9 protein-coding genes and 1 pseudogene are annotated in these 14,404 nt (G+C 58.4%); 9 read left to right on the forward strand and 1 reads right to left on the reverse strand.

Annotated elements, in window-relative coordinates; all coding sequences use genetic code 11:
• Positions 1 to 227, reverse strand: a 227-nt coding sequence (locus F758_RS45230; protein WP_157450114.1) for an AAA family ATPase, incomplete at its 3' end; no start/stop codon positions are given.
• 658 nt (positions 228 to 885) lie between these two features.
• Here F758_RS45230 and F758_RS0135055 point away from each other — a divergent pair.
• From F758_RS0135055 to F758_RS0135105, 9 genes and pseudogenes are all read left to right on the forward strand, one after another.
• Positions 886 to 1,299, forward strand: coding sequence for a thioredoxin domain-containing protein (locus F758_RS0135055; RefSeq protein ID WP_024512237.1), 414 nt, complete (start codon positions 886 to 888; stop codon positions 1,297 to 1,299).
• A 2,163-nt stretch (positions 1,300 to 3,462) separates the two neighbouring features.
• Positions 3,463 to 3,630: a hypothetical protein gene (locus F758_RS53520; RefSeq protein WP_157450308.1), complete on the forward strand. Its 168-nt coding sequence runs from the start codon at positions 3,463 to 3,465 to the stop codon at positions 3,628 to 3,630.
• Positions 3,631 to 4,346: 716 nt separating this feature from the next.
• Entirely contained in the window at positions 4,347 to 8,594 is a 4,248-nt protein-coding gene (locus F758_RS0135085; protein WP_024512239.1) for a YCF48-related protein, read from the forward strand.
• A gap of 66 nt (positions 8,595 to 8,660) precedes the next feature.
• Positions 8,661 to 9,674 carry an ATP-dependent nuclease gene (locus tag F758_RS51130; protein ID WP_283805895.1) on the forward strand — a complete coding sequence of 338 codons (1,014 nt, stop codon included), beginning with the start codon at positions 8,661 to 8,663 and terminating at the stop codon, positions 9,672 to 9,674.
• 116 nt (positions 9,675 to 9,790) lie between these two features.
• The gene (locus tag F758_RS51135) at positions 9,791 to 10,006 is read left to right on the forward strand and encodes a TOPRIM nucleotidyl transferase/hydrolase domain-containing protein (protein ID WP_198026640.1); all 216 of its coding nucleotides are present in this window, start codon (positions 9,791 to 9,793) and stop codon (positions 10,004 to 10,006) included.
• 598 nt (positions 10,007 to 10,604) lie between these two features.
• Positions 10,605 to 11,378: pseudogene (locus F758_RS53525) on the forward strand (UvrD-helicase domain-containing protein); the annotation flags it as partial.
• Positions 11,379 to 11,436: 58 nt separating this feature from the next.
• Positions 11,437 to 12,477, forward strand: coding sequence for a DEAD/DEAH box helicase (locus F758_RS52290; protein ID WP_245286675.1), 1,041 nt, complete (start codon positions 11,437 to 11,439; stop codon positions 12,475 to 12,477).
• A gap of 277 nt (positions 12,478 to 12,754) precedes the next feature.
• Positions 12,755 to 13,228 (forward strand): helix-turn-helix domain-containing protein, encoded by a 474-nt coding sequence (locus F758_RS0135100; protein WP_024512240.1) that lies wholly within the window; start codon positions 12,755 to 12,757, stop codon positions 13,226 to 13,228.
• Positions 13,229 to 13,274: 46 nt separating this feature from the next.
• Positions 13,275 to 13,565, forward strand: coding sequence for a hypothetical protein (locus F758_RS0135105; protein ID WP_157450309.1), 291 nt, complete (start codon positions 13,275 to 13,277; stop codon positions 13,563 to 13,565).
• Positions 13,566 to 14,404: the final 839 nt, after the last annotated feature.

Consider the following 14,404-nt stretch of genomic DNA (forward strand, 5'->3'; position numbering starts at 1 on the left):
TCCTCGAGCTCGAGGTCCTCGACGCTGCCGGCATTCGCCGCGAGGCTCAAGATCGTGTCCTGCGCCTTCGCGTGCAGGATCAGGCGGGTCGAGTCGGCCTTGGGATCGCAGCCNACGATCAGGATNTTTTGTCCCATCTCGGCCAGCGCNGCCAGCGTGTTTTGCGAGGTCGTCGACTTGCCGATACCGCCCTTCCCGTAGAATGCGATCTGCCGCAGTGAAGCCATGTTGCTCTCCATCAACCGATTTGCCAAAGTTTGCGCGCTCCTCGCGCGCGAGCTTGTTTCTTTCCGAGAAACCGGCACACGGGTTCAAGGGAAGGAGAGCATCGCTCGTCTTGCGCGTCTGCGTGCACTCAGCCCTCACTCAGTGTTGCTGCAGCACAATAGCAATGGCCGTGCCAGTGCTCTCCGCGGATCTCTAAGCCACTGATTTCGCACGGACAACACTTCGCGCGGTGCCCGATTACGCCCGGTGTTTTGAAGATGACCGAAACCCTGCCGCTGTCAGAAACCCGACACTCGATCGCTGGCCTCAAACAGCAGAATTCGACTGACAGCACGCTCACGTGCGGAATGGAAACTGCTATCCGGAAGTCGCATGTGTGAGTGCTCGCGAGTACTTCGGCATGCCGCGAGAGCATTCATGCAGACAGAAAGCCGCGCAGCAACACATGTGCGTCGATCACCGAAGTGTGGAGGCATTTTTCTTGCACCCGCCTCCTGATCGTCTGCGACAAGCCTGACGTGACCACCGTTTTTGAAGGCAGCGGGGCCGGACTGCACAGTGCAGCTCACCAATGCTGAGGATGCAAGCCGACCAGGAAACTCATCACCATTGTCGGACGCGACCGCGCCGCGCCGATCGTGCAGCTTCCAGTTAGCGATGACCACCATTATTTTCTACCAAAAGCCCGGATGCGCGACCAATGCGCGCCAGATGCAGGCGCTGAACGCGGCCGGCCACAACGTGATTGCAAAGGATATCTCACAGCAGCCGTGGTGTGAGGACGAGCTGCGCTCCTTCTTCGGCGATACGCCGGTCGCATCCTGGTTCAACCGCGCCGCGGGCCGCGTCAAGTCAGGCGAAATCAATCCGGACACATGCGACGCGGCAAGTGCGATCGCGCTGATGCTGGCCTATCCGCTTCTGATCCGGCGACCGCTGATCGACGCAGATGGTGCACGATGCGCGGGATGCGATCGTGAGCCGGCATTATCGCTACTTGCGGGGAGCACCCGAAATGATCTGCAGGGCTGTTCGCGCGAGGGAACCGGGGCGCAATGCCCGGGGACGTGAGAACCTTCAGAAGTCACTGAGCTCGGATACATGGCGCAGAATCGGCGAGAAGGCCTGCCCGAGCGGCAACTGCGGGTCGGCCGCCGGTCCTCCGGCAGCATGGGCTGCACTCGCTACGGGCGTGTGCGGCGCTCTCGTGTCGCGCGGGGTACGACCGAATTGGTTGAGACGGCAAAACATGCCTTCCCTGACGTTGCCGTCCTTGTAGGCGCTTTGTTGTAGCAATGTGCATGCTTGCGGGTCGGATTTGGGGGCATGCCGCATTGATCCGCTGGTGCATGATTTCCTGCCGCGGGCCTCTGGCGTCAGTGCCTCGTCGATGATCCTCTTCGGTCGATCATCTATGATGAGGAAGCGGCGGGCTCCCTCGCGCTCATGAACGTTTCCAGCACTGGCGGCAGTTTAGATGCGTCCAAGCGCGTCGGTCAGCGCATGGCTTTTGGTCGTTGGCTCCCACGCGAGCAGCCCGCTGTCATTGATAAAGATAGCCGGTTTTCCGTATGCAGAGCGGCGCGCTTTGATGCAGGTGGAGTTGACACAACCCGATCCGTACATTCCGGTGCTGATCACCGGGCAATCGTCTACAGGCTGTGGACCTCGGCGCCCTCGCCACTAGCGGCTCCGCATCACTTCTCTATGCAATCTATAGTTCAGGGGTCAGGCGCTTGGTCGCCAGCCGGAGGCCCGCTCACATCGAGTTATCGGATGGGGAATACTGTCAGCTTGCCTTCCGTAAAGGCGGTTTCCGCGCGCTCCAACCGATTGATCAGCTGAATTCCCTCAAGGATCGCGTCTGTCGCGCAGAATTTTGGCACAGATTCCACGCTCATTGCATCAATCACGAGCGAAAGTTCAGTATGGTCAGAGCGCTTGGCGAAGCACCTCCAGTGGAGCACTGGGCTACGCCTGTGAGGCGCATGAGTCGAAACTCTTGTGCCCATGTCTGTGCATGCCGTGAGACTTGGAATGGCCGGCGCCGCGCGTCACGGGCGGGCGCGGTTCTGCGGTGAAAAAAAATCGAGGTCGCTACCGACGTAGCTCCGACAGGAGGCGACAATGCGTAACAGCTTCCAGAGTTCCCGACACGGTTCGGTAAATCGCTGCGCAATGTGCGGCGGAAAGTTCGGGCTGATCCGTCACTACTACTGGCGAACACCCCTTTGCTCCAAGACATGCGTCGACCGCTTCATGGCGCGCCGGGCGGCCGACCAAAAATGGTTCGCTGGTCGCGACTTGTTGAATACATGGTCGCGCGCACCAGACAGACTTTGAAGGGGAATGGATTGAATGCCATGCACTAAATCTCTGATGCGGAAAGCCGAGTCTCCGAAGACATCGGTTCACCTTAGCGAGGGGAGTTGCAATTATCCACGAGATCGGGGCCGGAGGCTATCTTCCAGCGATCATGATCGCCACGAGCTCAATCCAAGAACTCGAGACCAGCTCGATGTAGGGTAGGATTCTACTGCTGCTACCAGCTGGTAAGAGACAAATCGGCGCACCATAAGCGTCGCTCTGGGAAGATCTGGGATTCAGCGCGACCTCCAAAGCTCGGATCACTGACAAGATCTCGGACCGAAATGGAGCACACCAGCGGACTTACGGTATGAAATTTGTCCTCGTGAATCATAGAACCCCGCGTGGCGACAGAGCCTGCACCGGATGTTCTCGCCCGCTTGGTACGGGATACCTGCGAGATGTGGCAACCTGGCGTGAGTATTGCGACTACGATTGCTATCGACAGCGCCAGTTAATGTGCTTCGCGTTCCCGTATACGCAAGATCTCGTCCCTTTTGGAGTTGCCGCTTTGCTAACGGCGGCTTCGTGCTGGTATCAGGTCGGAGTAGCATCCATGTCATGGATCAATACAGTGGCGCATCGCGCAAACCCATCTACGGCTGAACGGCCTCGCTAGACCTAAGGGTCGGCGAAGCCGTCGGGATCAGCTAGTGTGTCAGAGGCCACACCAGGCGTTCTCAGCGACTAAGGCCAGCCTAAGGAAATAGCCCAAATGTGCGTCGAGAGCTGGGGCGGGCTCAATCTCTGGATTCCAACTATCTGGCCATAGCGCGCGAAAGTCCTTACACCAGGATCATGCGAACGTGGCCTTCCGTTACATCTGCAGCTGTTGCAGGGCCCAAGCCATAAAATCGTTCAGTCTGGGTGAATCATGATGTCCATGGTTTCGTCGGCGGCATCGAACGCATCGGGAAGCTGGTCGTCTTCGACGAGCTTCACGCCGCATACGCAGATATCACCGCCGATTACGGCGACCGCGAGCGGCTCAAGGATTTTTCCGCTGCAAGGACCACTGATGCAAAATCCGTCTGATTATTCAACGATTTCAAGGTGCATTTGGAAAAAACGCCGAAAATGGCTTCTAATGATATCAATAGGTTGGCGGCCGTTTCCAAAAAGCTCGCTACCCATGACCTTGCCAGCGCAGTGTTTGGTCATAGGTGATCATGCGATTTGTGAAGGCACGTGGTTTGGCGGCTTCGGAGAAAATCCTCGCGGAGCAGCCCTGGCCCATCCCGCTGCCGCCCGCCGATCAGATGCGTGTCACCCGCGTCTGCATCGCGCTCGGCGCCGCCGAACGTTGCAAGACCGGGATGGGATACGCCACGCTAGAGCTCTCGTCGCCAACGCTGGACGATGAGAGGCCATTTCGCTGTCGGACGCCTCAGCAATACGCATGGCTGGGTTCATGTCTTCGATGACACTACCCTTCCCCTCATCCTGGCCGAGCTTTCGACCGTCGCCGACTTTCTCGATTACCTACGGAAGAAGGAAGCACTCTACGACGAAGGGAAATATATTATTCTCCGAACTTGATCTGCTGGGCTATCTCCTCAATCCGTCTCTTCGGACCGGGCAACGCTATGCCCTCCTACGATCCAGTGCGATAGCCACCACAATTACGGCACTTGAGTTCGGATCGGCGCAATTTTCGATTGCGAATTGCTGAAGCTACAAATAGCTTCCCCGATCAGCGCGTTAGCTTCACGTAACCATTTGATCCGAGTCTCGGTTTAGGACGTAACGTCATGTCCCTTCGTCAAGCGGTGGCGGTGACCCTGTCGCTTATTTGCATGGTGACGGCGTTGAGTGCGACGCCGCGCAGCGGGCCCGACAGACCTTTCACGTTCGAGTTGAAGACCGCTGTTCCTCCAGCCCCGACGTTACGCGCTCTTGCGCTAGCGACGGACGGCTTGGGTGGGGTGATTGTCGGTGATCGCGGCGCTATTCTTCGTACAGAGGACGCAGGGAAGAGTTGGCGCAAGCCAACGATCGTTCATCCGTCGGATGCAGCTCTCACCGCCGTGAGGTACGTCAGCCAAGCAAGGGTCGTGGCTGTCGGGGATCTTGCAAAGATCATTTATTCGGAGGACAGCGGGAAAAGCTGGGAGGCTGCGACCTCCCCGGCTGGTTTAGATGCAGTCCTTACTGCGCTGGCATTCAATAGCGCGACTTCCGGCGTTGCCGTGGGGGACAAAGGAACGATCTTGCGAACAGAAGACGGCGGAAAAAGCTGGTCTAGGGCAGCCACACCGCCGAATTTAGAGGCGACCCTCACGGATGTTGCGTTCGGCAGTTCGACAACTGGCCTGGCGGTCGGCAACGACGGCACAATTCTTCGGTCCACGGACGAAGGCCGAAGTTGGAAAAGCGTTGCGCCCCCGAACATCGCGACCGACTTTCGAGCCTTGGCGTACGTGGACGGCAACAGCGCGATCGTGGTCGGCGTACGGTATCGGGACCAGGTCCTTAGCGAAATGGCGGGTCCATGGAGGGGCGCCACACCCACTTTTTTGAAGACCGAAGATGGCGGCGACAAGTGGATTGCCGTGACGCCTCCGCCGCGAATGGGTTTTGACTTACGTGCGGTGACGGCGCGCCCGGGAAAGATCCAGCTGGCCGTGGGTGATCGCTTGATTGTCTGGTTATCCGAAGACGGCAGCGTGCGAGGCTCTTCGGTGGCGGGAGGAGGAATATTATTTTCGAAGGACGGCGAGACCTGGCAAATCGGTTCGACGTTCAGCTTCGCGCAGTTATATGCCGTTTCTTCCGTCGGGCAAACTGCTGGAGTGGCCGTGGGCGGCGGTGGGTATATCTATAAGACCAACGACGGCAAGGACTGGGCAGCGGCGAGCCGGCCCTCTTATTTCGAGCACGACCTCTTAGCCGTATCCTTCTATAATGAAACCGTGGGATTAGCGGTCGGCGAAGGCGGTGGATTACTGCGAACAGAAGATGGGGGCAGCGTCTGGAACGCAGTGTCGACGCCTTCTGGATTTGAAGCCGATCTTCACGCTTTATCAAATGTCGGCCCGAACGTCGCCGTGGCGATTGGCGATGCCGGCACCATATTGCGGACGCAAGATGGTGGTCAGACGTGGGCAGCTTCCACGACGCCTCCGGGGGTCGATTCAAGGCTTCAAGCCATTTCGTTCGCCGATCCCACAACGGGCGTTGCGGTGGGTGAAGGACCCATTCTGCGGACGCACGATGCTGGCGTTCATTGGGAGCGCAGCAAGACCGTTCCACCCGGAATCTCGAAGCTCGAGGCGGTGACTTTCGTCGACGGGAAGACCGGCGTAGCTGTCGGAGCAACTGAGCCTATTTCGACCGGAGGCGCAATACTGCGAACGCTGGACGGCGGTGAGAGCTGGACCCAAGCGACGCTTCCCATAAACGTAGGACCGCTGTCGGCGATTGCCATCGTCGATAAGGCAAAGTGGATTGTCGTTGGGGACTCCGGAACAGTACTCAGGACCCGCGATGCTGGACAAAACTGGGAGCGTGTAAAGCTAGCATCGCCCGTGGCCTCCTCGTTGCGCGCCGTTGCTTTCGCCAACGGCGCGACGGGCGTCATCATAGGCGAAGACGGGATCGTCCTGCAGACAAAGGACGGCGGGGAAAATTGGCGCCAGCCTGTACTGCCGCCAGAGATGGATACTCGGTTGCATGCCGTCGCTTTTGCCAGCCCCAACGACGTGGTCGTCGTCGGAAGTAACGGAACCATCCTGCAGTCAGACGATGGTGGGGACAACTGGACAAAGGCGACTGTGCCAAACCATATGGAGGCGTCAATCGTCGACGTCGCTTTCGCAAACGCGACGACGGGCCTCGCTGTCGGCGAATCCGGAACCGTGCTTAGCACGCGGGACAACGGCAAGACCTGGTCGAGGGACGCCGAATCCGATGCACGCGATATCGAGAGAGTCGCCTTAAGCAAGATCGTACTAGCGCAGGACGAGAGAGGCGCTGTTATCATTGGGCAGCGCGGTGTACGACTAGCCGCTGTAAGCACCAATTATGCCCCCTATTTGAAGAATTGGGAAAGCGCCGTCCATCAGACGATCGGCAATGAAATTGCGGTCGAGGTTGAATTGACCGATGACGAGGGTGATCCCATCAAGAACGTCGTTGCCGAATACGCCGTTGTTGGTGAGCAGGGACCCCTTACGTGGAAGAAACTTCCAAAGACCTTGGAAAGGTCCCAGCACGATGGGTTCTGGCGAGCGAGCTGGTCTCCCCAGGGCGAGGGAATTGCGGATGGCGTGGTCATACGCCATCGAATCTCAATCAACGATGGTGGCCCTGTCTTGGGGGCACTCATGTTGAAAGACATCACCTATAGAACACTTTGGGATCGCATTTGGGCTGATCACAAAACCATAGCTCTATCTGTCCTTGGTGGACTATCGCTTCTTGCCATCTATCTTCTGCCGATCGCTGCATTTTTCTCGATTGCTCCAGCCCGTCTTGCGCTCGCTGGAATTGGAGACCTGGATATGGGATCTCTTGCGGACGGTGGACTGGCCTGGACAAAGATTCCGGCGACGTTGATACGCCAACTGACGATTCCATGGCTAAAACGCCATCCACGGGTACGCCGCGCGTGGCTTGAGACATACCGTAGGCGTGAGACGGAGCTTGCGAAGCTTGCAAAGGATGTTCGCGAGGATTTCCTGAAGAGGGATGACGTTCTGGACGCGTGGGTCGAACGACGCCGGTCACGAGCTGCGGAAGCGCTGGAAAAAACGGACATCTTCGCGAAGCGGAAGATTTTCGTCGCCTTGTCCTTACACATTGGGGACCAAACCGACGGTCGCACTATCACGGACCCAGGACCGGAGGATCTTCGATTTGTATTTCTGCGCGATCGAGCGGTCGTGAAGATTCTCGGTCTCGGCGGGTGTGGCAAAACGACGTTGGCCTGTGCCTTGGCCCGTTGGTGCCTTGCCCAGGCCCCGGAGGAATGCCTGCTGCCGTTTCCAGCGATACCCGTTGTGATATCCTCAGACACGACAGACCTGCTCGCTGCAACTTCAGCCGCGTTAAAGATGATGCTCGGGACCGAGCAGGAATTGGAGCCGGACGTGGTCGCGGCACTGCTTTCAAAGAGACGGGTCGTTGTGATCGTCGATGGCCTTTCGGAGCGCAGTCCTGAAATGCAACAGCATCTGGCCACGCTTTACGGAGGCGATACCCCGATAAATGCTCTCGTTGTGACATCGCGCTTAGATTTTGAAGTGGGGCCTGTGGATCATGTCGCGATTAGACCGCAGCCAATCGACTTGAAGGACCTCACCGCCTTCATTTTCGAGTATCTGAAGAGGCGCGGGTTAACGCGCAATTTTGAACCCGAGGCACAGTTCGAATTTGCCCAGCATATTGTACGAATTGTGAAGCTCGGTGGCGGTTTGGCGATCACCCCGCTGCTCGTTACGCTCTTTATCGACTCCTTGGAGGGCCCGAGGGAAGTCGGTCCTGCTCTGGATTTGCCGCGCAACGTCCCGGAGGTCTACCTCGAATACCTGCGCCGCTTGAACCCGGTGGATCCGAAAGCACCAAACCGAATTGATCATGACGTCCTAAGAACGGCGGCTTTCGCGTTAGCCGAACTAAGCCTTCAGTTGGATTTCGTTCCGAAGAGCTTCCGTCGCGTTGACGCGGTGAAAGTACTTGACCGTCAAGGTCTCGCGGCGCCCTCCGCGATTATCGATCGACTTCTTTTGAACGGGATTTTCTCAAGCCAGGATATGGCGGGTGTCACGCTGCTCCAGTTCCAGCTCGATCCAATCGCGGAATACATGGCTGCGATCGCCAAGTGTCAGTCATTGGGCGATAGCAGCAAGGCCTGGGGCAATTTCATGAAAGAGCTTACGGAGGCGCCCGGGTACCCGTTGCGATGCGGCGGTTTCCTGTCCGCTATGTCTGTCTGCTATGCCAGCTATCGAGTTTCTCTGGCGCTAGCGGATGTGAAGCTGCCTTGGGCAACGAACTAGGGCGTTCGAGCGCATCGGCTACAACTGCTTTATAAGGGAAATTGGTGCATATCCGATCTGATCGCAATTTCGGGCTTCCGGTCCTTCGGACCAGAGGTCCACAAGATTGGTTTGGCGGCTGGCCTGACCGGCATTGTTGGCCCAAATGCTTCAGGCAAGACCGCGCTGCTTCAGGCACTCACAAAGCTGTTCGGCATCAGCCGGGCACAGCGGACCATCTACCGCGCGGACTTCCATCTCCCTGCAGACACACCGCCTGACGACCGCTCGACGCGTGAGTTGTTCATCGATGTGGTCATTTCCCTGCCCGAGTTGAGCAAGGCGACCGCCGATACCGTGGCGCCCGTGTTCAAACACATGCAGATCAAGGGGTCAAAGTCCGTGCCGCGATGCCGCCTGCGGCTTGAGGCCAAATGGGAGGACGACGGCACTGCCGATGGCGAAGTGACCCAGGAGCTTTATTGGGTTCACACGCTCAATGACGACATCGAAGATAAGGATAAGCACAAGGTTGCGGCGACCGACCGAGGCTTGATTCAGGTCTATTACACTCCAGCCGCGAGGGACGCGGCAGCACAGATCCGCGCCACGACTGGCGCACTGGCGGCGAGGCTCCTGGGCGCCATCGAGTGGTCAAAGAAAACGCGCGAGGCCGTCGACACAGCCACAAAGGAACTTTCTGGCGCATTCGGAGGCGAGGCTGCGATTGTGGCCATCAGCGGCGCGCTATCCGAGCGCTGGGACGAACTGGACGATGGCAGCGACGCTGATCCGCGGCTGGCGCTGATCGCGCAACGATTCGATCAGGTCGTCGCCAAGATTCAGGTTCTATTTCAATTTGGTTCAGGCAACATCGAGCGCGGGATCGATGTACTCAGCGATGGCCAGCAGTCGCTTTTTTATTTCTCACTAGCCGCCGCGGCCTTTGATCTCGAACGGAAGGCGGTGACAAAATCGATCAAGGGATTCCACGCGGACGCGCTTCGTGTGCCGGCACTCAGCATTTTTGCCATCGAAGAACCTGAGAACCATTTATACCCTTACTATTTGCCGCGGATCATCAGCCAGGTGAGTCGCTGATCGACACGAATTCGGCGCAGGCGTTGGTCACCAGCCATTCTCCCGCCGTGCTGAGCCGTGTCGAACCTCAAGAAGTCCGTTATTGCCGCTGCGATCCGAAGACGCGCGAAACGACTGTGCGGTCCGTGAAGCTGCCGGAGGATGACGAGGAAGCCAGCGGGTTCGTGCGCGAGGCCGTCTTGGCATTCCCGGAATTGTACTTTGCGCGCTTCGTATTGCTGGTCGAGGGCGATTCCGAACAGGTCGTCATGCCGAAATTGGCCGCCGGCAAGGACATGCTGATCGATCAGTCCTTCGTGGCCATCGCGCCGCTCGGCGGGCGGCATGTTTAGGATTTCTGGCCCTGCTTGGACATCTCGGGATTCCCTACGCTACCCTACTCGATCTCGGCCGGACGGGCGGCGCATGGGGCCGGGTCAAGACGACGGTCGAGCAGCTCCTCGCTAACGGCGCGCCCAAGGATAAGGTTCTGGCCGTCGAGAACGGAGTCTTGTCCGACGAAAATCTAGCCGAGATGCATACATGGGAGGCAACAGCCCACGAGAACCTGAAGCTTGGATTAACGACCTGCAAAATTACGGCGTCTTCTTCTCGCAACCGCTTGATTTCGATATGGCTCTACGCCGCCTATCCGCACGCATACGAAAAGGATCATCCCCGAAGGCGGTGGACCAAAACTCGACGTTGAAACCGCCGCAAAAGCGGTTCTCGGAAATGACGGCAAGGCGCTACCGGATTATGTCGGCCCGGCGGAGGCGTTCAAGACGCTGATGCCCGCCTATCGCTACCATTTCATGACGTATAGCAAGCCTGCGACGCACCTGCAGGCGTTCGCCCATCTCGATCCCGGAGCAAATCGCAGAAAACCTGCCAGAGCCTTGGAAAGCTGCTGAAGCACATTCGCGACAAGGCATCCAGGGACTGATTGCGATGCTGCTAACCGCCCGAAGGATACAGCCCGCCGATTGGAAACCCGTCGACGTCGAGGAGCTTGAGGCGAATGCCCTTGATGTCGTTCGCTCGACAAATAATCGCTCGGTCATCGCCGGCCCGGGCTCCGGCAAAACAGAGCTCCTGGCCCAGCGCGCCGCTTACGTTCTGCAATGCGGGATTGCCGAACCTCCGCGGCGTATTCTCGCCATCAGCTACAAGCGCGATGCCGCGCGGAACATCGCGGCACGCGTTCGACAACGCTGCCATCCGAGTCAAGCTTACCGGTTTGACTCGCAGACATTCGACGCTTTCGCGAAAAGCCTGGTCGACCGGTTCGGTCAGGCGCTTCCGGCCCGATGGCGGCCGACACCCTATTACCGGATCGCGCAGGCGCGTGATCCGATTATCCGAGATTTTCTGCAGGGTCTTGCGCCACCCGCAGCTATCGGAAAGAGGGCCGACATCATTGCCATCGCCGTCAAGACGTTTGAAAAGCGGCTGGCGCGTGGCGCTTTGCCCGAGCAAGGGTTCGACTCCAAGACCCCCGCGGAATGGGCGGTTGAACAATTCTGGCAGTCCTGGCTGCACGGACGGGCGCGCAGCAGCCTTACATTTGCAATGATCAGGAGGCTGACCGAACTGCTTGTTCGCACGACCCCGGTCGTACGTGAGTCCTTGCGGCTCACCTACCCTTTTTTGTTCATGGATGAATTCCAGGACACGACCCGGGTTCAATATGATCTGCTCAAGACGATCTTTCGTGGTTCGCAGACCGTCGTGACAGCCGTCGGCGACAAGAAGCAGCAGATCATGCGATGGGGCGATGGGGATGGAGGATCCGTTCGGCGCTTACGAGGCCGATTTTGGCGCCGTACGCACGCCCTTGGTCAACAACTACCGATCTTCGCCGGCGCTCGTAAAAATTCAGGGCGTCCTCGCCAGGGCGCTTGATGATAAAGCCGTCCCGCCGAAGTCAAAATCCACCGGTTCCATTAGCGGCGATAGTTGTGCAATTTGGGATTTCACGACCCCGGCCGCGGAAGCCAAAGCGCTCGCGTGGTTCGTGGCAAGCGAGATGGCCGCGTACAAGCTCAAGCCGCGCGATTTCGCCCTGCTTGTGCGGATGAGGGCCGCGGATTTCGTGAAGGTGCTTGAGCCTGCGTTCGCGGCAAAGGGACTTTCGCTACGAAACGAGGCCGCAATGGTCGGTGAGGTCGAGCTGCAGGTGCTGCTTGCCGAGGATTTTTCGCAGTTGCTGACGGTGTTCCTGCGCCTGGCGACAATGGAGCAAGCAGGTCCGCGCTGGACTGCATGTATCGACGAGCTTTGTTTCCTGTGGGGCTTGACCGAGGAGAATACCGCCGAGCAGGCCAGGGCTGCGCGGGAGCTGGACCTGTTCACGGTGCAATTTCGCGCGGCATATCCAATGCCCGCGGCCGACAAAGCCGATGCGATGGTGAAGTTCGTGATTGATTTTGTCGGTCGCCAGAACATCGTTTCCGCCTCGCCGGCTTACCATAATGGCGATTGGCTGGATCAGGTGATCGATGCGGCGACGCGACACTTGCAGGCGTCTTGCTCCGGGGCGAAATACTGGACTGAGGCGTTGAACCGCTATGAAGGTCTCGATTCTGTGCCGCTTATGACCGTGCACAAGAGCAAGGGTCTTGAATACCACACCATCATTTTCGTTGGTTCGAGGATACGGCTCTGTTCAATTTTCAAAGCCAGACCGACGAAAAGACGGCAGGCTTCTTCGTCGCTTTCAGTCGGGCGCGTCAGCGCGCCTTTTTTACTTATTTACTTATTGTGCGGCCCGCGGCGGCCGCAATACGATCGCGCCGGCGTGAAAACCTTCCAGAAGGGCTAGAACGCCGGACGGTGGCGGGGCCGCGTCCAACATGAAGAGTCCGATCTCGGCAGACTGAGAATAGCCGCTGCGATCATTCAGGCCGAACTAGGCCGGATTCACTCAATTTTTAAGCATCTGGAACCGGGAGTACCGTCCATACTGGCTCCGTCTCGTCGGCCGGATCTTTCCGCCACCTGCGTCCAATGTGGGGCGACAAAAGAGATTCTGTTTGGGGCTTGAAATCCGCCCTTACACATATTACAGATATTACAATCATTTCAGATGGAGATCGCCTATGGTTGAGGCTCTGACGCGATTGAAGGTCCATGACACCGAACGAGAGGAAGCAAGAAAGGGGGTCTCTTTTCTGGAACGAGCTTCTATTCTGTCGCATGGCGGGCTGTTTCTGACCAAGGCAGACGGAGAGAACGTACTGGTGGAAATGCCGGTATCGCTTCTGACCGCCATGAAGAGTTTTTTGGCGGCGTTGGCGGAAAGCGGCGAAGCTCTGGTTCTTAAGTCGGATGCCGAAATCTCGCCTGAAAAGGCGGCGGAAATCTTGGGAATATCCCGCCCTCTAGTCTACCAACGGATGGATTCAGGCAGGCTGCCCTTCCGTCAGGTCAGCACGCACCGACGCATTCGGGCAGCCGACGTCGCTGCGCTTAAGCTGTTCGAGGATCAACGACGTTCCTTCGCGTCAGCACTGTCCGCCGATACGGAAGATCTCGAAGAGAATTATGCCGAGTCCGCCAAGAGCGCTTCTTGACGCCAACGTTTTCTATTCGAACCACCTGCGCAACCTGTTCCTGCAGTTGGCACAGAACGATCTTTTCGATGCCAAATGGAGCGCGATGATCGAAGACGAGTGGCTGCGCAACATGGAGCCCAGGACGCGGGAGCGTATCGAATCTCGCACGCTCCCGCTCATCCGCACCTGGTTCTCCGATGCGCTTGTCGGCGGGTTCGATCCCGCCCGCGAAGTCGGTGCAACAGACGCGAAAGATCGTCACGTCACATCGGCCGCAGCGGCAATCGCCCCGTGTGTACTGGTCACGGAAAACCTAAGACACTTCGATGCCAAGGCACTCGAAAGCCTGGGGTGACGGTACGATCACCGGACGATTTCCTCTGCGACCTGTTCGACGCCAAACCGGACGTGGTGGAGGCCGCGACGCGCGAGGCCGCCGCCGACTTGGGAGGAATATCTCGGATCGATCGCCGAGCGCTGCAGACTTACGAAGTTCGCGGATCGGCTCCGGAAATGGACACCGCAAGAGGATCAGGGCTTTCAACCCACGTGAACGACCGCCTTTTCTGCCATGGCATGCGTCGGATCAGAGACCGAAGTCCCAGGTGGGTACGCCAAAGTGACTGCGTATCAGCCTGGCGAGAGTGTCAACAGCCTGCGTGCTGCCCGCGACCAGTTTCGACAGCCGCTTGCCGTCATCTAACTTATCGACCGCGAAGAGCGCCAACGCTCCCTTCACGACGCTTTCGCAATCGTCGTCATCGCCAAGAGATCCAGTATACTCAACATGGTTGAAGACGACCGATATTGGATATCGCACACGCCCATGTCGCCGGACGATTGGCGACCCTACCCAGACGGCCTCAAGGCGCTTCTCTTGCGCGAGGGCATCAAGTGCGACACGGGGCTCACGACGGACATCGCTCGCATCCTTCGCGTACCGGGGACGTTGAACCATAAGTATGACCCACCGAGACCGGCGGAGCTTTTGCATTTTGGTCACCTGTACGACTTCCCCGCGGCACTCGCCGTACTGCGTGGCGTCGCCCCCTCCAACTCGGTGACTGCTCGGGCGTCGGCGCCCGCCGTCCCGGTGATTGAGCCGGGGCACGAAGGCGATTTCGCTGGCGGTCCAGATCCCGCCTTCACAGCGCTATACGGCGCCGATGATCTCGCCAAAGGCATCATCACGCG

Source organism: Bradyrhizobium sp. ARR65 (assembly GCF_000472385.1).
In the GTDB taxonomy this organism is placed as follows: Bacteria; Pseudomonadota; Alphaproteobacteria; order Rhizobiales; family Xanthobacteraceae; genus Bradyrhizobium.

Bases quoted from the DNA above. Each gene is read 5' to 3' on its own strand.
- F758_RS0135100 (WP_024512240.1), top strand. From the start codon at position 12,755: ATGGTTGAGGCTCTGACGCGATTGAAGGTCCATGACACCGAACGAGAG.
- F758_RS0135085 (WP_024512239.1), top strand. From the start codon at position 4,347: ATGTCCCTTCGTCAAGCGGTGGCGGTGACCCTGTCGCTTATTTGCATG.
- F758_RS0135055 (WP_024512237.1), top strand. From the start codon at position 886: ATGACCACCATTATTTTCTACCAAAAGCCCGGATGCGCGACCAATGCG.
- F758_RS52290 (WP_245286675.1), top strand. From the start codon at position 11,437: ATGGAGGATCCGTTCGGCGCTTACGAGGCCGATTTTGGCGCCGTACGC.